The following is a 23,076-nucleotide window of genomic DNA, read 5'->3' as shown; positions in this document are numbered from 1 at the left end:
AGGTGCCCACGTGAACCACCCCGACCGCGGCCCTCGCCGCGACCCGCGGATCCCCGGTCTCCCGATCCCGCTGCACCGCCTCGACGAGCGGCCGCTGGAGGCTCTCCGAGCGCGCGCCCCGGCCTGCCCGCCGGGGGCAGACCAGCCGACTGCCTCCTCGGCGCCCCGGGACGACGCCGCACTGAGCGCCCCGCACGAATCCGCGATCCCTCCCCACCGGAAGTGATGTGAGATGGACACACTCCTCTACGCCGCCGTCGCAGCGGGGGCGCTCGTCGTCCTCCTCCTGCTCGCGATCATCGCGGTCAAGACGCGCTACAAGATCGCCAGCCCCTCCGAGGCGCTGATCATCGTCGGCAAGAAGGGAAGGCCGGTCACGAACCCCCAGACCGGCCAGGTCACCACCGACCTGTCCGGGCAGAAGGTCGTCATGGGCGCCGGCGTGTTCGTCAAGCCCCTGGTCCAGCAGGCGCACCGGCTCTCCCTCTCCTCCGTGCGCATCCCCATCTCCATCCGCGGCGCCGTCTCCCGCCAGGGGATCCGGCTCAACGTCGACGGCGTCGCCATCGTCAAGGTCGGCGGTACCGAGGACATGGTGCGCGCCGCCTCGCAGCGGTTCCTGCACCAGCAGAAGGAGATCGAGCCGTTCACCCAGGAGGTCCTCGCCGGCAGCCTGCGCGGCGTGATCGGCACCCTCACCGTCGAGGAGATCATCCGCGACCGCGTCGCCTTCGCCCGCCAGGTGGAGGAGGAGGCGGTGACCAGCCTCAACAACCAGGGGCTCGTCCTGGACACCCTGCAGATCCAGGACGTCAGCGACGACGGCAACTACCTCAAGGACCTCGGCCGGCCCGAGGCTGCCAACGCCCGTCGGGCCGCCGAGATCGCCGAGGCCAACAACGCCCAGGAGGCGCAGCAGGCCAAGGCGCTGTCCGACGCCAAGATCGCGCAGGCGCAGCGCGACCTGGCGCTGCAGCAGGCGCAGTTCAAGGCCGACCAGGACAAGGCCGCGGCCGAGGCCGACGCGGCCGGCCGCCTCGCCGAGGCCGCCGCGCAGCAGCAGGTCCTCCAGGAGCAGGAGCGGGTGGCGCAGCGCCAGGCGGAGCTGACCGAGCGCATGCTCGACACCGAGGTCCGCAAGCCGGCCGACGCCCGCCGCTACGACGCCGAGCAGCAGGCCATGGCCCACAAGACGGCCCGGGTGCTCTCCGCCGAGGCCGAGCAGCAGGCCGCCGTCGCCGCGGCACGAGCCGAGGCCGAGCGGGTCCGCCTCTCCGCCGAGGCGGACGCCGCACGCGTCCGGCTCGCCGCGGAGGCCGAGCTGCAGCGGCGCACCGCGGACGCGAACGCCGTCCGCCTCGAGGGCCAGGCGCAGGCGGAGGCCATCTCCGCGACCGGGACCGCGAAGGCGGAGGCTCTGCAGAAGGAGGCGCAGGCGCTGAAGGAGTTCGGGGAGGCGGCACTCACCCAGCGCGCGCTGGAGGTGCTGCCCCAGGTGGCGGAGGCCCTGGCCAGCCCGCTGGGCAACATCAAGGACCTGACCGTCATCTCCAACGACGGCGCGGGTGCGCTCAGCCGCTCCGTCGGCGCCAACATGCAGGAGACGTTCGAGGTCCTGAAGCGCACCACCGGCATCGACGTCACCCAGATGCTGCACTCCCTCAGCAGCAGCACGCCGCAGGGCCTGGACGGGGCCCCCGCCCGCATGGAGGGTTCGGGACAGCAGTGACCGCTCGCGCGCCCCGGGGTGCCGTCGGACCCGGGGCGCGCGTCGCTCGTTCCTCACCCCGTGCGGGCCGAGGGACTGCTCCCGAGAGGCCCGGGTTGCGTCAGACCCGGTGCAGCAGCGGCTCCACCACCGAGCGCAGCACTCCGGGCCCGTCGAGGGTCAGCACGGACTCGGGGTGGAACTGGATGCCCGCGAACCCCTGCCCGCGCACCGCCACCACCTCGTCGCCGGGACCGGTGCAGACCTCCACGCCGCGCTCCGCCAGTTCGGCCAGCCGCCCGGCGTCGGCGCGCGCCGTGAACGAGTTGTAGAAGCCGACCGTCGCGCGGCGCCCGAAGAGGTCCACCTCCGCCTGCAGCCCCTGGTAAGGGACGTCCTTGCGGCGCAGCGGGAGCCCGAGGGTGCGGGAGAGCAGCTGGTGGCCGAGGCACACCCCCAGCAGCGGGTTGCCACCGGAGCGGGCGTCCTTCGACACCCTGGCTGCCAGCTCCTGCAGCCGCCGCAGCCGCGTGTCACCCGAGTCCTCGGGGTCGCCGGGGCCAGGGCCGAGCACGACGAGGCCGCGGTGCGCGTCCAGCGCCGCGTCCAGGCCGGGGTCGTCGAAGCGCAGCACCCGCGAGGGCAGCCCGCCGGCGGTGAGCACGTGCGCGAGCATCGCCGTGAACGTGTCCTCCGCGTCCACGACGAGCACCTCGCCGAGGACCTCGCCCGGCTCCTGCGCCTGCGCGTTGAGCCAGAACGGCGCCAGCCGGTCGCGGCGGGAGGCCAGCAGCGACGCCACCCGCGGGTCCGCGACGAGGGGGACCCGGCGGGCGGGCGGCGCCCCGGCGGGCCCGCTCTGCGGTGCGGGCGGCAGCGCCCCGAGGGCGCGCAGCACCCCGGCGGCCTTGGCGTGGGTCTCGGCGACCTCGCCGGCGGGGTCGGAGGCCCGCACGAGGGTGGCGCCCACGGAGACCCGCACCGCGCCGTCGTCGGCGACGTCGGCGGTGCGGATGAGGATGGGGGAGTCCAGCGTCTGCACGCCGTCGGCGTCGCGGCCCAGCAGCGCCAGGGCGCCGGCGTAGTAGGCACGTCCCGACGGCTCGTAGCGGCGGATCACCCGGCAGGCGCTCTCCAGCGGGCTGCCCGTGACGGTGGCCGCGAACATCGTCTGCCGCAGCACCTCCCGCGCGTCGAGGGTGCTGCGTCCGCGCAGCTCGAACTCGGTGTGCGCGAGGTGGGCCATCTCCCGCAGGTAGGGGCCGTGGACGGTGCCGCCGAGGTCGCCGACGGAGCACATCATCTTCAGCTCCTCGTCGACCACCATGAACAGCTCCTCGACCTCCTTGGGGTCGGTGAGGAACTCCACGAGCCCGTCGGCGTCCGGGCCGGTCGCGGGATAGCGGTAGGTGCCGGAGATGGGGTTCATCACGACCTCGCCGCGCGCCATCCGCACGTGCACCTCGGGGCTGGCGCCGACGAGGGTCCGGCCCGCGGGGCCGTCCGAGCCCGGCGGCACGTGGACCACGAACGTCCAGTACGCGCCCGTCTCCGCCACCAGCAGGCGGCGGAAGAGGCTCAGGGCGGTGCGCGGGGTGAAGCCGTCGATGCGTGCGTCGACGTCGCGGCGGATCACGAAGTTCGCGCCGGTGCCCTCGGCGATCTCCTCGGCGAGGATGCGGCGCACCACGTCGGCGTAGGCGTCGTCGCTCATGCTCGGGGCGACGTCGCGCAGGTCCACGTCGTCGTCGGGCAGGGCGGAGAGCAGGTCGTCGAGGTCGTGCAGCTCCACAGACTCCTGCACGCGCAGCACCCGCAGCGGGGTGCCGTCGTCGTGGACCTCGAAGCCGCGCTCGGCGAGCTGGCGGAACGGGACGAGCGCGAGCGCGTCGCGACTCGGCCCGTCCTGCGGGGCGCCGGCGGGCAGGGGGACGTCGGCGAGCCGCTCGACCGTCGTGACCTCGCCGGTGAGGACCTCCACGGGACCCGGGGAGCCCGTCGCCGGGTCCAGGCGGCGCAGCAGGGCGAACGGCGGGGCGCCGGGGGTGAGCAGGCGCTCGACGACGGCCCGCGCGAGGTGGGCGGGGGCGGTGGGGCCGGGGGTGCTCATCGGTTCTCCTCGGTCGGGCTCGGGGTGCGGAGCCGGTCGGCGAGGGGGGCCGGGCAGCGCCACCTCGCGGCGGCCTCCCTGGCGGTGGGGCTCAGGCGGCCGACGGGGTCGCCCACCACCACGCACCGCGCAGCGCACCGCGGGCGGTGGCGGCGGCGCGGGCGGCGGTCATGCCGGGAACCCTAGCGCCCCGGCGGCCGGCGGCGTCGGGCTGCTCGCGCGCGGCGCACCGGGACGGCCTAGCGTTCGACGCGACGGCCCCGCCTGCAACACTCCTGGAAGACTTCCGGAAGCCGACCCGACGAGGTGAGTGGTGAGCCAGCCCGTGCGCGAGACCCGACCCCCGGCCCAGCCGACCGTGTTCGTGATGTATGGCGCGACCGGGGACCTCGCCCGCCGCCTCGTCCTGCCGGCCTTCTTCGAGCTGGCCCGCCAGGGCCTGCTGCCCGAGCAGTGGCGCCTGGTCGGCACCTCCCGCGGCGACGAGGACACCGCCTGGTTCCGCGACCACGTGCGCGAGGCGCTGGAGGAGTTCGGCCCCCAGCCGGGCGAGGGCCCCTGGGAGGACTTCTCCGCCCGCCTCTCCTACGCCGGTGGCGGTTTCTCCGCCGACGACGCCGGCTCGCTGCCCGCGCGCGTCGCAGAGGCCCGCGACGCCGTCGGTGCCGACGCGCAGCTCGTCCACTACCTCGCCGTGCCGCCGGGGGCGGCCCTCGGCATCACCAGGGCCATCGAGGCCCACGGCCTCGCCGAGGGCTGCCGCATCGTCTACGAGAAGCCCTACGGCACCGACCTGGCCTCCTTCGAGGAGCTCGACGCCGAGGTGCAGCGCGTCTTCGACGAGTCCCAGGTCTTCCGCATCGACCACTTCCTCGCCTTCGAGGCCGTGCGCAACCTCGTCGGGGCCCGCTTCGCGAACACCCTGCTCGGGGCGGTGTGGAACCGCGAGCACGTCGAGCAGGTGCAGATCGACATCGCCGAGACCCTCGACGTCGCCCAGCGCGCGGACTTCTACGACGCCACCGGCGCGTTCCTCGACATGATCGTCACCCACCTGTTCCAGCTCGCCGCGACCGTGGCGATGGAGACCCCGGCCGACCTGTCCGCCGACGCCGTACGCGCCGCCCGCGACGCGGCCCTGGCGGACTTCCGCGCCGTCGACCCCGCCGAGGTCGTCCTCGGCCAGTTCGAGGGCTACCGCGACATCGACGGCGTCGCCGACGACTCCAGCACCGACACCCTCGCGGCGGTGCGGCTGTGGGTGGACTCCGAGCGCTGGCGCGGGGTTCCGTTCCTGCTGCGCAGCGGCAAGAAGATGGCCGCCGACGAGCAGCGCATCACACTGCTGCTGCGCAGGCCCGAGGGGCCCCTGACGGAGCTGCCGGAGCGGCCCAGCGCCCTCAGCTTCTCCCTGCTGGAGGGCGGCCGCATCGAGGTCGCCCTGATCGTCAAGGCGCTCGGGGTGGGGGAGGAGCTGACCACCGGCACCGCCGCGCTGCCCCTGCCCTCGCTCCCCGGCACCGACGCCCCGCCCTACGTGAAGCTCATCCACGACGTGCTCACCGGCGACCGCGCCCTCTTCACCGGCGTCGAGGGACTGCGCAACGCCTGGCAGGCCATCGAGCCGTTCCAGCAGGCCCGGCCCGAGGTGCTGCCCTACGCCGAGGGCACCTGGGGACCGGACGCCGTCGAGGAGCTCGCCGCCCCGCGGCAGTGGTTCCTGCGCTGAGGCCCTCCGCCTGACCCCTCGGCGGGGACGTTGCGCCTGCGACACGCGGGTGCGTCGCGGCGCAACGTCCCCGCCGTGGGCGCGTCAGGCCCCGAGCGCTGCGGCGGACGGTCCGAGGCCGGGAGGCGGACCGCAGCCGCGGGGCAGCACCCCCCGAGCGGGCACAGTGGCAGGATCGGTGCCGATGCAGAGCGACGCCGCCCCCGCCCCGCCGGCGCACCTCGTCGTGGTGCCGCGCGGTCCCCGGCTCGCGCCACCCGCGTGGTCGGCGCTGCTCGCCGGCCTGCCGTCCGCCGAGCAGCACCGGCTGGCGCGGCTGCAGCGGTGGGAGGACCGGCAGGACTCGGCGCTCGGCTGGCACCTCCTCCGACGACTCGCCGCCGATCTCGGCGCGTCGGTGCGGCGCACCCCCACCGGCCGTCCGGTCGCCGACCCGCCGCTCGACGTCAGCCTGTCCCACGGCGGCGGCTGGGTCACCGTGGCCACGCACACCGGCGGGCGGGTCGGGGTCGACGTCGAGGGCCCCCGGGCGACCACTCCGGCGCTCGCCCGTCGCTGCCTGTCGGCCGGTGAGCTGGACTGGTTCGAGGACGCGCCCGACGCGGCGGGGCGGCAGGAGCGCTTCCTGAGGCTGTGGACCGCCAAGGAGGCGTACCTGAAGGCGACCGGGACCGGCCTCGGGCGCGATCCGCGGACCGTCGCGCTGGACTGCAGCGCAACGGAACCCCGCCTGGGCGGGGCGGAGGGGGCCCGCTGGGGGTTCCGGTCCTCGAACCCGGCGGACGGGGTGCACCTCACCGTGTGCTGGGAGCGGGACCCGTGAGCCGCGACGGCACCCTCCTCGACGTCCTCCTCAACGCCGCCGAGGTCGCGCCCGAGCAGGTGGTCGTCCGGACCGCGGCGGACGGCGATGAGCGTGTGCTGCGCTACGACGAACTGCTGCAGGAGTCCCTGCGCGTCGCCGGGGGACTGCGCACCGCCGGCGCGGAACCCGGCTCGCCCGTGATCGTGCTGGCGGGCGCCGGCACCGACTTCCTGACCGGCTTCTGGGGTGCGCTCGCCGCGGGGCTGGTGCCCGTGCCGCTGGCCCCGGTGCCGGCGAAGGTCGCGGCGGTGTGGGCGCAGCTGGGCCGGCCGCCGCTGCTGGCCGGCGCCGACGTCACCCGCCCGCCGGGGCACCTGCCGGGGGCCGGTGCGCCGTCCGGACCCCGGATGCTCGCGCTGGACGAACTGCGGCTGGCCGACCCGCTGTCCCGGGTGCACCGGCCGGATGCCGCGGACGTCGCGTTCCTGCAGTTCTCCTCCGGCAGCACCGGCGCCCCGAAGGGGGTCGTGCTCAGCCACGCCAACGTCGTCGCCAACCTCCGGCAGGCCCGCGCGGCCGGTGCGGTGACGGAGTCGGACGTGATGGTCAGCTGGCTGCCGTACTCCCACGACATGGGCCTGATCGGCGCCCACCTCACCCCGCTGTCGCTGCAGCTGAAGCAGGTCAAGCTCGACCCGGCGGACTTCGGGGCACGACCGGCGCTCTGGTACGAGGCCGCCGCCCGGCACGGCGCCACGCTGCTGCCGATGGCGAGCTTCGCGCTGGCGCTGACGGTCAGGCGCGTGACGGCGGAGGAGGTCGCCGCGCTGGACCTGCGCTCTGTGCGCTTGGTCGGCGTCGGTGCCGAGCCGATCCCGGTGCCGATGTGGCGCGCGTTCTCCCAGCACATGCGTCCCTCCGGGCTCCGGCCGAGCGCGCTGGCCCCGCTCTACGGGCTGGCGGAGGCGACGCTGGCGGTGGCGTTCCCGCCGCTGGGCGAGGTCGCCCGCCCGCTCGTCCTGGACCGGCGGGAACTGTCGGACGGCCGCGCGGTCGACGTCGAACCGGTACCCGGCGGCCCGCCGCCCGTGGAGCTCCTCGACGTCGGCTACGCGGTGCCGGGCGGTGAGTTGCGCGTCGTCGGGGACGAGGGGGAGGTGCTGGCCGACTCGCGGGTCGGGCACGTCGAGTTCCGCGGGCCGAACGTCGCCGGCGGCTACTCCGGGCAGCCGGAGGAGACCGCCCGGACCTTCGCCGACGGCTGGCTGCGCACCGGCGACCTGGGCTTCCTCCGCCGCGGCCGGCTGTGCGTGACCGGCCGCGCCAAGGACGTGGTGTTCGTCGCCGGCCAGAAGTTCCACGCCTGCGACCTCGAGCAGGTGGCGCTCGCCACTCCCGGCGCACCGCCCGGGCGGGTCGCCGTCGTCGGCCGCACCGATCCCGCAGGCGGCACCGAGCGGGTCGCCGTGTTCGTGACGTCGCGCCAGCCGCTGGACGACGGCCTGGTCCCGGTGCTGGCCGCCGTGCGGGCGCGCGTCCGCGAGGCCCTGGGCCACGGTGACGTCTGCGTGCTGCCGATCCCCCCGGAGGACTTCCCCCGCACCACGAGCGGCAAGGTCCAACGCTCGGTGCTGCGGGAGCGGCTGACCGCTGGGCGGTTCGCCGCGCTGGAGGCGGAGGTCGCCGCCCGGATGAGCGCGGGGGGAACCGCCTCCGCGCCGCCGTCGACCCGTTCCGGCATCGAGGAGCGCATCACCCGGATCTGGGCGGAGGTGCTCGGCGTGCCGGCCTCGTCGATCTCCCGCGACGACCGGTTCCTGGCCGTCGGTGGTTCGTCCCTGGCCGCGCTGCACGTGCTCGCCGAACTGGAGACCGAGTTCGGCGGGCCGCTGCCGCAGTCCCTGCTGCGGAACTGCGCCACCGTCGCGGCGCTGGCCGAGGAACTGGCGGGTGTTCCCGAGGCGGCGCCTCGGAGAGCGGAGCCCGCGCCCCGCGAGGTCGAGGCGCCGCCGCCGGCGGATCCCGCAGCGGTCGTCGGGATGGCCTGTCGCCTCCCCGACGCCGACACCCCGGAGGCGTTCTGGCGCAACCTGTGCGCGGGACGCGACAGCGTCACCGAGGTGCCGTCCGCCCGGTGGCGGCCAAACCCTGGGGCCACGGCCCGGTGGGGCGCGTTCCTCGACGATGTCGCCGGTTTCGACGCGGGGTTCTTCGGGCTCGACGCCGCGGAGGCCGGCGTCACGGACCCCCACGCCCGCATCTTCCTCGAGGTGGCCCACGAGGCCCTGGAGCGCGCCGGCTACGCGGGGGAGCGCCGACGCGGCCGGCGCATCGGGGTCTTCGTCGCCGTCGGCGAGAGCGGCTACCCGACCCTGCTGCAGCGGGCCCTGGACAGCGGCGCGCCGGTGCCCCCCTCGGCCCTGGTGGGCAACCTGCGCAACCTCATCGCGGCGCGGGTGGCGCACCACCTCGACCTCTCCGGCCCGGTGCTGGCCGTCGACACCGCCTGCTCCTCCGCGCTGGTCGCGCTGCACCTGGCCCGGCGCAGCCTCGAGGCGGGCGAGTGCGACGCCGCCGTCGTGGGCGGGGTCAGTCTGAACCTGACCCCCACCGGCCACCGGCTGCTGGAGGCGGCGCAGGCGCTGTCCCCGACGGGCCGCTGCCGCGCCTTCAGCTCCGCCGCGGACGGGTTCGTCCCCGGCGAGGGAGCGGCTGCCCTCGTCCTCGAACCGCTGTCGGTGGCGCGGGCGGCCGGGGACCCGGTGCTGGCCGTGGTTCGCGGCAGCACCGTGAACAACGACGGGCGCTCGCTGAGCCTGATGGCGCCCAACCCGCAACTGCAGGAGGCCGTGATCGCCCGGGCGTACCGCGACGCCGGCATCGACCCGGCGACCGTGAGCTACGTGGAGGCGCACGGGACGGGCACCGCGATCGGGGACCCGATCGAGGCGCGGTCGCTGATGCGCACGTTCCCCGCCCCGGCCGTCGGACGGCGGTGGCTGGGGTCGGTCAAGACCAACGTCGGGCACCTGCTCAACTCCGCGGGGATGCCCAGCCTGGTCAAGGTGGTCCTCAGCCTGAGCCACCGCGCGCTGCCGCCGACCCTGCACCACGAGGAACCGTCCGCCGCGTTCGACCTCGCCGCCGCGGGCCTCGAGGTGGTCCGCGAACCCCGGGAGTGGACCGGTGGACTGCCGCTGCGGGCCGGCGTCAACGGGTTCGGGTTCGGCGGCACGAACGCGCACGTCATCCTGGAGGAGGCGCCCCGGCCCGGGCCGTCGTCGCCCCCGCCGCCCGGGCCGCACCTGCTGACCCTCTCCGCGGCGACCGGAGCGGCGCTGCGGGCGGCAGCCCGTGAACTCGCCGCCCACGTCCGGGCGCACCCCCACCTGCACGAAGCGGACCTCGTCCGCAGTGCGAGCACGGCCCGCGACCACCGCCCGCACCGCCTGGCGCTGACCGTCGATGGTGACCTCGCCGACCGGCTGGAGGGCGCCGCTACGACCGGTGCCGTCGCGCGGCGCCGCCCGAGGACCGCACTGCTGTTCTCCGGCCAAGGCACCCAGGTGCCGGGGCTCGGCCGGGCGCTGCGGTCGCAGCCGGTCTACCGGCAGGTGGTGGAGGAGCTGTCCGGGGCCGCGGGGGAGGTCCGCGGTCGCAGCCTGCTCGCCTGGTCGCTCGACGACGTCGAGCCGGGGGAGCTCGCGAGAACGGACGTCGCCCAGCCGCTGCTGGTGGCGCACGGGATCGCGCTCGCCGCGCAGCTGCGGGCGTGGGGGGTGCGCCCCGACGCGGTGGCCGGGCACAGCGTCGGCGAGCTGGCCGCGGCCGCCGTGGCCGGCGCGCTGGACCCGCGCGAGGCGGTGCGCTTCGCCGCCGAGCGCGGGCGGCTGATGCAGGAGCGCTGCGCCGCAGGTGCGATGGCCGCGGTGGACGCCTCCACCGAAGAGGTCCGGGAGGTGCTGGCGGCGGCCGGCGACGAGGCCGTGGTGGCCGCCGTCAACGGGCCGTCCCAGGTGGTGGTCTCGGGCCCCGGGAGCGCGGTGGACGCGGTGCTGGCCGCGCTGTCCCGGCGGGGCCTGCCGGGGCGGCGGCTGGCGGTCTCGCGGGCCTTCCACTCCCCGGGCGTGGATCCGGCGCTGGACGGGCTGCGGTCGGCCGCGGCCCGGCTCGCGCCGGGGGCGTGGCGCACGCCGCTGCTCAGCACGGTGAGCGTGCAGTGGAACCCGCGACTGGACGCCGCGTACCTCCTCGACCACGCACGCAGCCCGGTGCTGTTCCACCCCGTCCTCGAGCGGTTGCTGTCCGAGGGGTACGACACGCTCGTCACCGTCGGGCCGGGCGCCGCGCTGTGCGGCCTCGTCGCCGCCGCGGTGCGCGCCCTGCAGCCGTCCTCGGACGTCGCGGTCCTGTCCGCCCTCGGCTCCGCCTCCGACGGCGACGACGACGCGGCGGCCTTCCTCGGCACAGTCGGCCGGCTGTGGGAGCGCGGCGCACCGATCCACCCGCCACCCGAGGATCCGCCTCGGCCGCGCGTGCCGGTGCCGACCTACCCGTTCCAGCGGGTGCCCCACTGGCTGCCGGGCACGGTGGGCAGGGGCGAGACGGACGGTTCGGTGGACCGCCCGCCGTCGGCGCTGCTGCGCCGTTTCGACTGGCGCGAGACCCCCCTGCCGGCCGGTGCCGTGCTGGCGTCGGTCGGCCTCGTCGGCGCACACCCCGACCTCGTCCCGGCTCTGTCGCGACGGCTCACGAGGCGGGGCATCGCGGTGCACACGTGCGCACTGCCGGACCTGGCCGGGCTGCCGGACGTGTCGGTGCTGGTCGTGCTCGCCGGCCCGAGCGCGGAACTCGACGACGTCGACGCCCTGGACGCCTCGACCCGTGACGCCGCGGGCACCGTCCTGCCGCTGGCGAGGTTCCTGGCCGAGCGGCCCGTCCCGCTGCTCCTCGTCACCGAGGACGTCGCCGTGACCGGTGCGGCGACCGAGTGCGCCCGCCCCGGTCAGGCGGTCCTGGCCGGTCTGGCGCTGGCGCTCCCCGAGGAAGTCCGGCGGCAGCCGCTCCGGCTCGTCGACCTGTCGAGCCTCGACGACACCGCCGCCCGGCTCGACGCGCTGGTGCGTGAGCTGGACGCGCCGCCGGCGCCCGGCCCGGCCGAGTCGGTGGCCTGGCGCGGCGGGCGCCGGCTGTCCAGGGTGCCGTTGGCCGCCGGGGTCGTGGCCGACCGCCCCCCGCTGCCGGCGGACGGGTGCTACCTGATCACCGGCGGTGCGGGCGGTGTCGGCGCTGCGCTGGCCCGGGCGCTCGCCGACCGCGGCGTCCCCGACCTCCACCTGGTCGGGCGCACCGCCCGCCCGCCGGGAGCCCTGGTCGCGGAGCTCGCCGCGGTGGGTGCGCGGGTCCGGTACCACCGCGCGGACCTCTCGCAGCCGGTGGACGTGGCCGGCCTGGTGGACGCCCTGCCCAGGCTGGACGGGGTCCTCCACGCCGCCGGGCTGCTGGAGCCGGGCACGCTCGCCTCGACGTCGGTCCCGGCCGTGGCGGCGGTCTGCGCCCCGAAGGTGCAGGGCACCCTGCTGCTCGCCCGCGCGCTGGACCTCGCCGGCAACCGGCCGGGAGCCTTCGTCGCCCTCTCCTCGATCGCCTCCGTCCTCCCGGGTCACGCCGGTGGGCTCGGCGCCTACGCCGCCGCGAACTCGTTCCTCGACGCGTTCGCGGCAGCCGAGGCGCACGCCGGACGACCGATGCAGGTGCTCAACCTCGCCGCCTGGACCGGCACCGGCATGGCCGACTCGGCGGCCTTCCGCGCCCTGGCCGCCGTCGCGGACGTGCCGCAGGTCGACCCGCAGGCCGCGGCCGGGGCGGTGCTGGACGCGCCGTCGGTCGACGCCGCGCAGCTGCTCGTGAGGGGCCCCGAGCCGGTCGGCCCCCCGCTCGCGCCCGCCCCCCGGCGTCGCCTCCCGCCGGTTCCAGCACCGGCGCCGGCCGAGGGACCGCCGCTCGCGCCCGCATCCGCGGACCGGACCGCGCGCGCACCGCGCGACGTGGTGGCCGGCTTGATCGCCGCTGAGCTGGGCCGTCACCCGGAGGACCTCGACGAGGAGGCGTCGCTGCTGACCATGGGGCTGGATTCCCTCGCCGCGGTCGACCTCGTCCGCAGGCTCGAGCGCGAGCTCGGACGGGAGCTGCCCACCACGCTGCTGTTCGAGCACCCGTCGATCGCGCAACTGTCGGCCCACCTGGCGGGAAGCCAGACCGTCGCCCCCGGGCCGTCCCCGGCGCCGGACGCGCCGCGGGAGACGGGGCCGTTCCCCCTGACGCCGGTGCAACTGGCCTTCCACACCAGCGGCCTGCTGCACCCCGACGTGCCTGCCTACGCCTACCTCCGGCAGACCCTCACCGGCGGCCCCGACCCGGCGCTGCTCGCCCGTTCCCTGAGCCTGCTGCAGCGCCGCCACCCGATGCTGCGGCTGCGGATCCGCACCGTCGACGGCCGTCCGCGCCAGGAGGTCGAACCGCCAGGGGGCGCGGACTGGCCGGAGTGGTTCGAGGTCCGGTCGCTGACCGGCTCGCTCCACGACGCCGAGGACGCGCTGTGCAACCGCGTCCTCGACCTCGCGACCGGACCCCCGCTGCGCGCGGTCCTGCTCCGGGAGGACGCCGACCGCGCCTCGCTGCTGCTCCTCCTCCACCACGCCGCCGCAGACGGAGCCAGCCTCAACCTGCTCTGCGCCGAGCTGTGGCGGGTCTACACCGCCCTGTCGCAGCACCGTCCCGTCGAACTGCCGGCCCTGCCGTCGACGTTCCGCGACCACGCCGACCTCGTCGCGACGGAACGGAGGTCGGGTGCCTTCGTCGCCGACCTCGACCACTGGGGTGAACGGCTGCGGACGCCGGAGCCCGTCGCGGAACCGCCCTGCGACGGGGATCCCGACGAGGCACCGGCCCCGCCGCTGACCGCGCGGCAGTTCGGCATCGACGCCGCGCTCACCGCCGCCCTGCGGACCCGGGCGGCCGCGCTGGACGTCTCCCTGTTCCACCTGGTGCTCGCAGCCTTTGCGCGCACGCTGGCAGGCCGGACCGGCCGGCAGCGCGTCACCGTCAACGTGGCACGGGCCGGTCGGGGTACCCGGCTCGCGGGCATCGGGGGAGTGGTCGGCCCCTTCGCCGACACCCTGCCCCTCTCGGTCGGGACCGACGTGCCGGGCACCGCCGCACTGGCGCCCGTCGTGCGGGCGGCGTGGCGCGACGCCGAGGAGCACGGGAGCGTGAGCTCGCTGGACCTGGCCCGCCTGCTGCCCGCCGCGCCGGGGACCGCTGTGGCCGGCTTCAGCTTCGCCCGCTTCCCGGCCGAGCTGCCGACCGACTGCCCGGTGCGGATCGTGGAGACCGCCGCGCGGACGGCCTCGGCGGCGACGGGGCTGAGCCTGCTCTGCTGGGAGTTCGACGGTGCCCTCCGCTTCTCCTGGAACCACCCGGCTCGTCTCTTCACCCCGGCCACGCTGGAGCGCCTCAGCGACGACCTGCTGGCCGAGCTGGTGGGGGCCACCCGGCCGGACCAGGAACCCGCAGCACCGGGACCGGGGGCGCCGGAGGACTCGCTCGCCCTGCGCATCGCGCGGCAGTGCCGACGCGCACCGGAGGCGGTCGCGGTCGAGCACGCCGGCACCTCCCTGAGCTACGGAGCGCTGGACCGCGCGGCCCGCCGGCTCTCCGCCCGCCTGCGCGTCGACGGCACCGGGGCGGGCGACCGCGTCGCCCTGTTGACGCCGCCGGGTCCGGCGACGGTGATCGGACTCCTCGGCATCCTCTACTCCGGGGCGGCCTGGGTCCCCCTGGACCCCACCCACCCCCCGGCCCGGCTGCGCGACCTCGTGGACCGGGCGCACGCCACCACCGTGGTGTGCGACTCGGAGACGCGCTGCGCCGCCTCGCTCCTCGCGCCCCTGCGTGTCCTCGAGGTGGACAGCGGAGCGGTGGGTGACGCACCCGACGCGCCGCCCGCCCGGCCGGCCGCGGACGACATCGCCTACGTGACCTTCACCTCCGGCACGACCGGCCGGCCGAAGGGCGTCCCGATCACCCACCGCGCCGTGTCCACCTACCTGGGCTGGGCGGTCGGCGCCTTCGGCTACCGGGCGGGCGACCGGATGCTGGCCACCGCGTCGATCTGCTTCGACGCCTCGGTCCGGCAGCTGCTCGCGCCGCTGCTGGTCGGGGCCACCGTCGTCACCGCCTCGCGCGAGGCGGTACGGGACCCGCGGGTGCTGCTCGACCTGGTCGAGCAGGGCCGGGTCACCGTCTGGAGCTCGGTGCCGACGCTGTGGGAGCAGCTCCTGCGCACCGCCGAGCGGCAGGTCGCCTCCGGCGGCGGCACCCCCGACCTGTCGGCGCTGCGGTGGGTGCACGTCGGCGGGGAGGCCCTGTCGCCCGTGCCGGTCCGCCGCTGGTTCGACCTCTTCGGGCCGGCGCAGCGCATCGTGAACCTGTACGGGCCGACCGAGGCGACCGTCAACGCCACCTGCCACGTCGTCGACCGCCGGCCTGACGACGCGATGAACCGCATCCCGATCGGCTTCCCGGTGGCGGGGGCGGTGGTGGACGTCGTCGGCCCCAACGGCGCGGGGTGCGCCGCCGGGGAGCCGGGGGAGCTGTGGGTGGCGGGCCCCGGCCTGACCCCCGGGTACCTCGACGACCCCGAGCAGACCGAGCGGGCCTTCCCCGTCCGCGACGGGCTCCGCTGGTACCGCACCGGCGACCGGGTCGCCCGCCGGGACGACGGAGCCCTGGAGTTCCTCGGCCGGACCGACGAGCAGGTGAAGGTCCGCGGCCACCGGGTCGAGCCCGGCGAGGCCGAGGCGGTGCTGCGCGAGCACCCGGCCGTGGAGAGGGCCGCCGTAGTCGCCCAGCCGGCCCCCGACGGGCGGACGACGCGCCTCGTCGGCTACGTCCTGCTGCGGGGCGACGGTCCGGACCCGACGGCCGAGCAGCTCCGCGCCCACCTGGCGGAGCGGCTGCCCGACTACCTGGTCCCCGCCCGGCTGGCCGTCGTCGGCGAGCTGCCGCTCACCGCGACCGGGAAGCTGGACCGTGCCCGCCTGCCCGGCACCCCGGCGCCGGCCCACCCGCAGAGCCCGCACCGGACACCACCGCGCACCCCGACCGAGCAGCTCGTCGCCTCGGTGTGGCAGCGGCTGCTCGGCGTCGCGGAGGTGTCGCGCGAGGACGACTTCTTCGCCCTCGGCGGCGACTCGATCGGCGTGCTGGAGGTCTTCGCCCAGCTGGAGCCGCACCGCCCGGCCCTGCCCGCACCCGGCGCGCTCCACCGGCACCGCACGCTGGCCGGCCTGGCCGCCGCCGTCGACGCAGCCGAGGCGGCTCCTGCCCCGCATCGCCCCCGCCGGAGCACGACGGGGCCGTTCCCGCTGAGCGCGTCGCAGCGCGGGTTCCTCCTGGCGGAGGCGCTCTCGCCGGGGGCCCGCACGAGCTGGCTGGCCTGCTTCAGCCTGACCGGCGAGCTGGATGCGGGGCACTTCCAGACCGCCGTCGACCGCCTCGTGCAGCGGCACCCCATGCTGCGGACCGCGATCGCTGCCGACCGGCGCCCGCCGGTGCAGGAGGAGGTGGACCAGCCTGCGCGCATCCCCGTCCGCTTCCGCTCCGTGGATCCGGGGGAGCTGGCGCAGCGGCTGGCCGAGGAACGGGCCCACCGCCTCGACGCCTCCTCCTGGCCGCTGGCGCGGCTGCAGGTCCTGCGGACCGGCCCCGGGCGGCACGCCCTCGTCGTCCATGCTCACCACCTGCTCGGCGACGGCTACAGCGCGGTCGTCCTGGTGCAGGACCTGCTGTCGCTCTACGACGAGGTCGCCGACGGGAGGACGCGGAGCCTGCCGCCGCTGCGCAGCACGTTCCGGGACCACGTCGAGCTCCTGCGGCAGGAGGGCGGGGAGGCCGCCGAGGCCCGGGCCGAGGCGGGCCCCGGCTACGTCCCGCCCGTGCTCCGCCGGCCCGAGGCGGCCTCGGCGGCACCGGGCAGGACGGCGTTCACCCTCGACCACGAGCTCACCGTCGCGCTGCGGGACTGCGCGGCCGCGGCCGGTGCCACGCCCTTCGCGCCGGTGCTCGCCGCCTACCACCGGGCCCTGGCGCGGCTGACCGGCCAGGCCGACCTGCTGCTCGGGGTGGCGGTCGCCGGACGTGACCACGCCCTACCCGACGTGCACCGGGTGGTCGGGCCGTTCGCGACGGTGGTCCCGGTGCGGCTGCACGGCACGGCAGCGTCCTTCCCCGCGCAGGTGCGGGAGGTCGCGGCAGCCGTCGACCGGGCCCGGGGGGACGGGGCGACGATCCGGCAGCGCGTCCGGCGTGGCACCTCCGCGGGGTCCGTGTCGTCGTTCGGCGGCCAGTTCCTGTTCAGCTACCTCGACTTCGAGGCACTCGGGCCGATCGGCGGCGGGCGGCTGTCACTGGCCTGGGACGAGGGCACCGACCTCGAGCCGCCACGGGTCGGCACGGACCTGCTGCTCACCGCGCGACCGGGCGCAGCGGGCCTGCAGGTGACCCTGCGCTGCTCCGCCGGGGTGCTGCCTCCCGCGGACCTCGAGAACTTGGCGGCGCAGGTGCGGCGGGAGCTGACCGACGCCGCCCGGGGAGGCAGCGCCACCTCGGCAGCCCGCCCGGTCATCGCGCAGCCGTCCGCGCCGGTCACCCCGGCGACGCGGTCGCTGGACGCGGCGCTGGTCGGGTACCTGCCGGCACCGGAGGAGCTCGCGGCGCGGGCCGGCCTCCCGGTCTCCGACGGGCTGCGCGAGTCGATCAGGTCGGCGCTGTTCCCCGACGGCCGACCCCGCCTGCTGGAGGAGCTGACGACACCGCTCGGGCGCTCCGGCTTCCTCTGCCTCCCGGTCTTCGCCGACGAACTGGGCCCGGCCGCCGGCGCTCCGCTGGCCCGGCACGTCGCGCGGGCCGTCGAGACCGCCGCCCGGCTCGGAGCGGCCGCGGTCTCCCTGGCCGGGATGGTCCCGGCGCACACCGGCTACGGCTTCGAGGTCGTGCGGGCCCTGCCGCCGGACGCTCCCCGCGTGACCACCGGGCACGCCGTGACCGCGGCGTCGGTGGTGGCGACCACACGCCTCGCCCTCGCCGCGACCGGCACCCGGCTCGACGGGTGCACGCTGGCGGTGGTCGGTCTCGGCTCCATCGGCTGGTCGTCGCTGCGGCTCCTGCTGACCCTCGGACCCGGTGCGCCCGCGCGTCTGCTGCTGTGCGACGTTCCCGGCCGCGCCGCACACCTCGGCCGGCTGGCCGAGGAGTCGAGAGCGCGCGGACACCGCGCCGAGGTCGCGGTGTGCGGGCCGGACGGACGGGCGCCGGCCGCGGTGCACGAGGCGGACCTGGTCATCGCAGCCGTCAGCGGGCACCGCCGCGTCCTGGACGTCGACTCGCTGCGCGCGGGCGCGATCGTCGTCGACGACTCCTTCCCGCACTGCTTCGACCCCCGCACCGCCACCCGTCGGATGGCCGAGCGCGGTGACGTGGTCGTGGTCGGCGGCGGCCTGCTCACGGCGGGCCCGTCGACGCAGACACCCGCCGACGACCCCGTGCTCCGCCCGTACGCCCGGCACCTGACCGGCCACCGCATCCCCGGCACCGTCCCGTCGTGCCAGCTGGAGGCACTGGTGCACGTGGTCCGCCCTGGCCTCCCCCCGGTCCACGGCCTGGTCGACGAGGCGCTCGCCCTCGCCCACTGGCGGGCGCTGACGGACCTCGGTGTCGAACCGGCACCGCTGCACCTGCTGCGGCAGCCGGTGCAGCCTCGCCGGTAGCTCCGGTCGGGGCCGAGCGCGGCGACGCCCCGCCCGCCGAGGGCGCGTCAGGCCCCCGGCAGCCAGCTCACCCGCCCCGCCAGGAGGGCGAAGCCCACGAACGCCCCCACGTCGATCGCCGTGTGCGCGACGACCAGCGGCATCGCCCGCCCCCAGCGCTGGTACAGCCAGCCGAAGACGAAACCCATGATGACGTTGCCCAGGAACCCGCCCGCGCCCTGGTACAGGTGGTACGAGCCCCGCAGCAGCGAGCTGATGACGAGCGCGCGGCCGCGCCCCACCCCGAGCTGCGCCAGGCGGTGCAGCAGGAACCCCGCGACGAGGACCTCCTCGAGGATGCCGTTCTCCGCGGCGGCCAGCACCTGCACCGGCACCGCCCACCACACGTCCGGCAGCGACGAGGCCACCACCATCTTGTTGATGCCGAGGGCGACGGTGGCCAGGTAGAACACCAGGCCCGTCGAGCCGATCGCCGCAGCCAGGGCCAGGCCCCGGCCCAGGTCGGAGCCCGGCCGACTGGCGTCCACCCCGATGGTGCGCAGCGACTCCCCGCTGCGCACCAGCAGGTACGCCACCAGCAGCACCGGCGCAAGCCCCGTGGCGATGGAGACCAGGTGGTAGGCCAGGTCCAGCCACGGCCGGTCGGGGGTGAAGGAGCCCAGCACCGTCGCCCGCTGCGACGACAGCGGCGCGGGCGCCGTCACGGCACCGACGAAGTTCACCAGGGCGCGCAGGCCGCTGGCACCCAGGGAGACCGCGAACACCGCGACCAGCTCCCAGACGACCAGCCGCCGCGTCAGGCCGGCCGGGAGCGCGGGGACGACCACGGGCGCGCCTCAGGCCCCGGCCGCCGGCACGTGCGCCCCCGTGCCCAGGTAGCGCAGCGCCTCCTCGTGCAGGTGGCCGTTGGTCACCACCGCGTTGCCGCCGCCGCAGCCGTCGACGCCGTCGCGGGAGGTGAAGCGACCCCCCGCCTCCTCCACGATCGGCACCAGCGCCGCCATGTCGTGCAGCGCCAGCTCCGGCTCCGCCGCCACGTCCACGGCGCCCTCCGCCAGCAGCATGTACGACCAGAAGTCGCCGTAGCCGCGGGTGCGCCACACCCGCCGGGACAGCTCCAGGAACCCCTCCAGGCGCCCCGCCTCCTCCCAGCCGCTCAGCGAGGAGTACGCGAACGACGCGTCCGCCAGCGAGCGCACCCCCGACACGGACAGGCGCACCGCCGAGGCCAGGCTGCGCCCGGACCAGGCCCCCGAGCCGCGCGAGGCCCACCAGCGCTTCCCCAGCGCCGGGGCCGAGACCACGCCCAGCACCGGCACGCCGTCGTCGAGCAGGGCGATGAGCGTGGCCCACACCGGCACCCCGCGGACGAAGTTCTTCGTGCCGTCGATGGGGTCCACCACCCACTGCCGCTGCCCGTGGCCCACGAGGCCGTACTCCTCGCCCAGCACCGAGTCCCGGGGCCGGGTGCGCTTGAGCTGCGAGCGCACCAGCTCCTCCGCGGCCCGGTCGGCGTCCGTCACCGGCGTCAGGTCCGGCTTCGTCTCCACCCGCAGGTCGCGCGCCCGGAAGCGGTCCATCGTCAGGCCGTCGACCTGGTCGGCGATGACGTGGGCCAGGCGCAGGTCGTCGTCGTAGCGGGTGGCGGTGGAGGAGGGCGGCACGAGCCGGAACGCTACCGCCCGCGCCGGCCGCGGCCGCGGACCCGGTCCGCTGCGCCCCGGGGAGGGCGGGCTCCCGAGCCGGCGCCCGGGAACGCCCGGCAGGATGGCGCCGGGCGCGCCGCACCGGGCGCCGCGCCGGACGGGAAGGGGCGGGGGAGTGCCGACGACGGATCCGGAGCAGCACCTGTCGGACCTGCCCGTGCCGCCGCGCCGGCTCGGGCTGCTGCTCGCGCTCGCCGGCGCCCTCGGCCTCGCCGCCGCCCTCGTCCTGTCCGTGGAGCGCTACCGGCTGCTGCTCGATCCCGCCCACGTCCCCTCGTGCAGCCTGAACCCCGTCCTCGCCTGCGGTGCCGTGATGACCCAGCCGCAGGCGGCGGTCCTGGGGTTCCCGAACCCGTTCCTCGGGCTCATGGCCTTCCCGGTGCCCCTCACCCTCGGCGTGCTGCTGCTGGCCGGGACGCCGCTGCCGCGATGGGTGCGGCTGGGGTTCTGGGTGGGCACGGCGGCGGCGACGGCCTTCACCGCCTGGCTGGTCGTGCAGAGCGTCTTCGTCATCCGCGCCCTCTGCCCGTACTGCATGCTCGTGTGGGCGGTGATGGTCCCGCTGTTCTGGATCAGCACCGCCGACGCTCTGGACCGGGGCGTGCTGCCGGTGCCCGCGGCGCTGCGCCCCCTGGCGCGCACCCTGGTCGACTACCGGCTGCTGCTCGTCGCCCTGACCTGCGCCGCGCTGCTCGGCGTCGTCGGGGTGGAGTTCTGGAGCTACTGGCGCACCCTGCTGCCCTGAGGGCGGCCGCCGGTGGCGGGATCAGTCCCCGCTCTCGGAGGAGCGCGCCCGCAGCAGGCGCCGCAGGGACACCAGCCGCACCGGACCGGCCGCGCCCGCCCCGCCCGCCTCGACGAACCCGTCCAGCCCGCACTCCGGCTCGTCGTGGGTGCAGCCGCGGGGGCAGTCCGCCGTGGCGGGCACCAGGTCGGGGAAGGCGAGCAGCACGCGCTCCGGGTCCACGTGGGCCAGGCCGAAGGAGCGGATGCCCGGGGTGTCGATCACCCAGCCGCCGCCCTCCAGGGCCAGGGCCGCCGCGGAGGTCGACGTGTGCCGGCCGCGGCCGGTGACGTCGTTGACGCGGCCCGTCGCGCGCCGGGCGCTCGGCACGAGCGCGTTGACGAGGGTGGACTTGCCTACGCCCGAGTGCCCGACGAGGACGCTCACCCGTCCCGTCAGGCGCGCCCGCAGCTCGTCCAGGCCCGCGATCTGCGCACCCTCGGCGGCCTCGCGCCGGGAGGTGCTCACCGCCTCCAGCCCCAGCGGCGCCCACGTGGACAGCACCTCCTCCGGAGGGCGCAGGTCCGCCTTGGTCAGGCACAGCAGCGGCGTCATCCCGGCGTCGTAGGCCGCGACGAGGCAGCGGTCCACCAGCCGCGGGCGCGGCTCCGGGTCGGCGACCGCCGTGACCAGCACCAGCTGGTCCGCGTTGGCGACGACGACCCGCTCGACCGGGTCGGTGTCGTCGGCGGTCCGGCGCAGCACCGAGCGCCGCTCCTCGATGCGCACGATGCGCGCCAGGGCGTCGGGCTGCCCGCTGACGTCGCCGACGAGGGCGACGAGGTCCCCGACGACCACCTTCTGCCGGCCCAGCTCCCGTGCCCGCATCGCCGTCACCAGCCGTGCCCCCGGCGCGTCCGGGCCGAGCGCGCCGAGGTTGCCCGCGCCTACGAGGCAGGTGGAGCGGCCCCGGTCCACGGCCACCACGAAGGCCTGCACCGCGTCGGAGTGCGACGGGCGCTCCTTCGTGCGCGGCCGGGACCCGTGCCGGTTCGGGCGGATCCGGACGTCGTCCTCGTCGTAGCGGCGCGGACGGCGGTCGGCGGGCACCGGGGGAGCTCCCTCAGGCCCGTGCCGCGGCCGGCACGTCGCCCTCGGCGGTGAGCATCCGCCGCCACATCCCCGGGAAGTCCGGCAGGGTCTTGCGCGTGGTGGCCACGTCGGCGACGAGCACGCCGGGCACGCGCAGGCCCAGGAGAGCCCCCGCCGTCGCCATCCGGTGGTCGGCGTAGGTCTCGAACACGGCGCCGTGCAGGGGGCGCGGCCGCACCAGCAGGCCGTCCTCCGTCTCCGTGACGTCCCCGCCGAGCCGGTTGAGCTCCGTCGCCAGCGCCGCCAGCCGGTCGGTCTCGTGCCCGCGCAGGTGGCCGATCCCCCGCAGCTGGGAGGGGGAGTCCGACAGCGCGGCCAGGGCGGCGATCACCGGGGTCAGCTCCCCGGCCTCGCGCAGGTCCAGGTCGATGCCGTAGAGCTCGCCGGTGCCCTGCACCAGCAGCCCGTCGCGGTCGAGGGAGACGTCGGCGCCCATCTGGTCGAGGACGTCGCGCAGGAGGTCGCCCGCCTGGGTGGTGGACTGCGGCCAGCCCGGGACCAGCACCCGGCCCTGCGTCACCGCGGCCGCCGCCAGGAACGGCGCGGCGTTGGACAGGTCGGGCTCGACCTGGACGTCCAGGCCGTTGAGCTCACCGGGCTCGACGTGCCAGGTGCCCTCGACGCTGTCGTCGACGACCGCGCCGACGTCGCGCAGCACCTCCACCGTCATCTGCACGTGCGGCCGGCTGGGCAGGGGCCCGCCCTCGTGGCGCACGGTCAGGCCCTGGCTGCAGCGGGAGCCGACGAGCAGCAGCGCCGAGACGAACTGGCTGGAGCGCGAGGCGTCCAGGACGACGGTGCCGCCGCGCAGGCCACCGCGGCCGCGGACGGTGAACGGCAGCGTCCCGCGGCCCTCGTCCTCGACCTCGACCCCGAGGGAGCGCAGCGCCCCCAGCAGGTCAGCCATGGGCCGCTCCCGGGCGCGCGGGTCGCCGTCGAAGCGCACGTCGCCGTCCGCGAGGGCGGCCACCGGGGGCAGGAAGCGCATGACCGTGCCCGCGAGCCCGCAGTCGACCTCGGAGCCGCCGCGCAGGGCGCCCGGACGCAGGATCCAGTCGGCCTCGGCGTCCTCCACCCCCACGCCGAGGCTGCCCACGGCACGTGCCATGAGCTCGGTGTCGCGGGAGCGCAGCGGGTCGCGCAGCCGGGAGTCGCGGGCCGCCAGCGCCGCCACGACGAGGTAGCGGTTGGTCAGGGACTTCGAGCCCGGCACCGTCACGACGGCGTCCACGGGGCCGTCCGCGACCGGAGCCGGCCACGGGTCGGCGACGGCCGCGACGGGTGCAGGTGAACTCGGGGTGGATGAACTCACGC

10 protein-coding genes are annotated in these 23,076 nt (G+C 76.6%); 5 read left to right on the top strand and 5 right to left on the bottom strand.

Going from position 1 to position 23,076, the window contains the following annotated elements; translation table 11 throughout:
* The first annotated feature begins 232 nt into the window (after positions 1 to 232).
* Positions 233 to 1,729 carry a flotillin family protein gene (locus CLV92_RS02135; protein ID WP_104431084.1) on the top strand — a complete coding sequence of 499 codons (1,497 nt, stop codon included), beginning with the start codon at positions 233 to 235 and terminating at the stop codon, positions 1,727 to 1,729.
* Between the two features lie 100 nt (positions 1,730 to 1,829).
* Here CLV92_RS02135 and CLV92_RS02130 read toward each other — a convergent pair whose 3' ends face one another.
* Positions 1,830 to 3,818, bottom strand: a complete 1,989-nt coding sequence (locus CLV92_RS02130; protein WP_104431083.1) for an anthranilate synthase family protein — start codon at positions 3,816 to 3,818, stop codon at positions 1,830 to 1,832.
* A 367-nt stretch (positions 3,819 to 4,185) separates the two neighbouring features.
* Here CLV92_RS02130 and CLV92_RS02125 point away from each other — a divergent pair, with 367 nt between their 5' ends.
* From CLV92_RS02125 to CLV92_RS02115, 3 genes are all read left to right on the top strand, one after another.
* Entirely contained in the window at positions 4,186 to 5,547 is a 1,362-nt protein-coding gene (locus CLV92_RS02125) for a glucose-6-phosphate dehydrogenase (RefSeq protein ID WP_104431299.1), read from the top strand.
* Between the two features lie 184 nt (positions 5,548 to 5,731).
* Positions 5,732 to 6,370 carry a 4'-phosphopantetheinyl transferase family protein gene (locus tag CLV92_RS02120; protein ID WP_104431082.1) on the top strand — a complete coding sequence of 213 codons (639 nt, stop codon included), beginning with the start codon at positions 5,732 to 5,734 and terminating at the stop codon, positions 6,368 to 6,370.
* The gene (locus CLV92_RS02115; protein ID WP_104431298.1) at positions 6,367 to 18,180 is read left to right on the top strand and encodes a hybrid non-ribosomal peptide synthetase/type I polyketide synthase; all 11,814 of its coding nucleotides are present in this window, start codon (positions 6,367 to 6,369) and stop codon (positions 18,178 to 18,180) included. Before CLV92_RS02120 ends, CLV92_RS02115 begins: the two co-directional genes overlap by 4 nt.
* 47 nt (positions 18,181 to 18,227) lie before the next feature.
* On the opposite strand, the gene CLV92_RS02110 is transcribed toward CLV92_RS02115, so the two are convergent.
* Both CLV92_RS02110 and hisN read right to left on the bottom strand, forming a co-directional pair.
* On the bottom strand, positions 18,228 to 19,007 hold the full coding sequence (locus CLV92_RS02110) for a CPBP family intramembrane glutamic endopeptidase (RefSeq protein WP_211290774.1): 780 nt from the start codon (positions 19,005 to 19,007) through the stop codon (positions 18,228 to 18,230).
* A 9-nt stretch (positions 19,008 to 19,016) separates the two neighbouring features.
* Positions 19,017 to 19,844: a histidinol-phosphatase gene (hisN, locus tag CLV92_RS02105; protein ID WP_104431081.1), complete on the bottom strand. Its 828-nt coding sequence runs from the start codon at positions 19,842 to 19,844 to the stop codon at positions 19,017 to 19,019.
* 157 nt (positions 19,845 to 20,001) lie between these two features.
* Here hisN and CLV92_RS02100 point away from each other — a divergent pair, with 157 nt between their 5' ends.
* Positions 20,002 to 20,631, top strand: a complete 630-nt coding sequence (locus CLV92_RS02100; protein ID WP_245886331.1) for a vitamin K epoxide reductase family protein — start codon at positions 20,002 to 20,004, stop codon at positions 20,629 to 20,631.
* Positions 20,632 to 20,652: 21 nt separating this feature from the next.
* Here the strand turns inward: CLV92_RS02100 and rsgA are convergent, their stop codons facing one another.
* Positions 20,653 to 21,720 (bottom strand): ribosome small subunit-dependent GTPase A, encoded by a 1,068-nt coding sequence (gene rsgA, locus CLV92_RS02095; protein ID WP_104431080.1) that lies wholly within the window; start codon positions 21,718 to 21,720, stop codon positions 20,653 to 20,655.
* A 13-nt stretch (positions 21,721 to 21,733) separates the two neighbouring features.
* Positions 21,734 to 23,074 carry a 3-phosphoshikimate 1-carboxyvinyltransferase gene (aroA, locus tag CLV92_RS02090; RefSeq protein ID WP_104431079.1) on the bottom strand — a complete coding sequence of 447 codons (1,341 nt, stop codon included), beginning with the start codon at positions 23,072 to 23,074 and terminating at the stop codon, positions 21,734 to 21,736.
* Between the last annotated feature and the right edge of the window lie 2 nt (positions 23,075 to 23,076).

Origin of the sequence: Kineococcus xinjiangensis (genome assembly GCF_002934625.1) — a bacterium.
Taxonomy (GTDB): domain Bacteria; phylum Actinomycetota; class Actinomycetes; order Actinomycetales; family Kineococcaceae; genus Kineococcus_A; species Kineococcus_A xinjiangensis.
The sequence above is the reverse complement of the archived record's forward strand: the minus strand, read 5'-3'. Positions and strand labels throughout refer to the sequence as shown.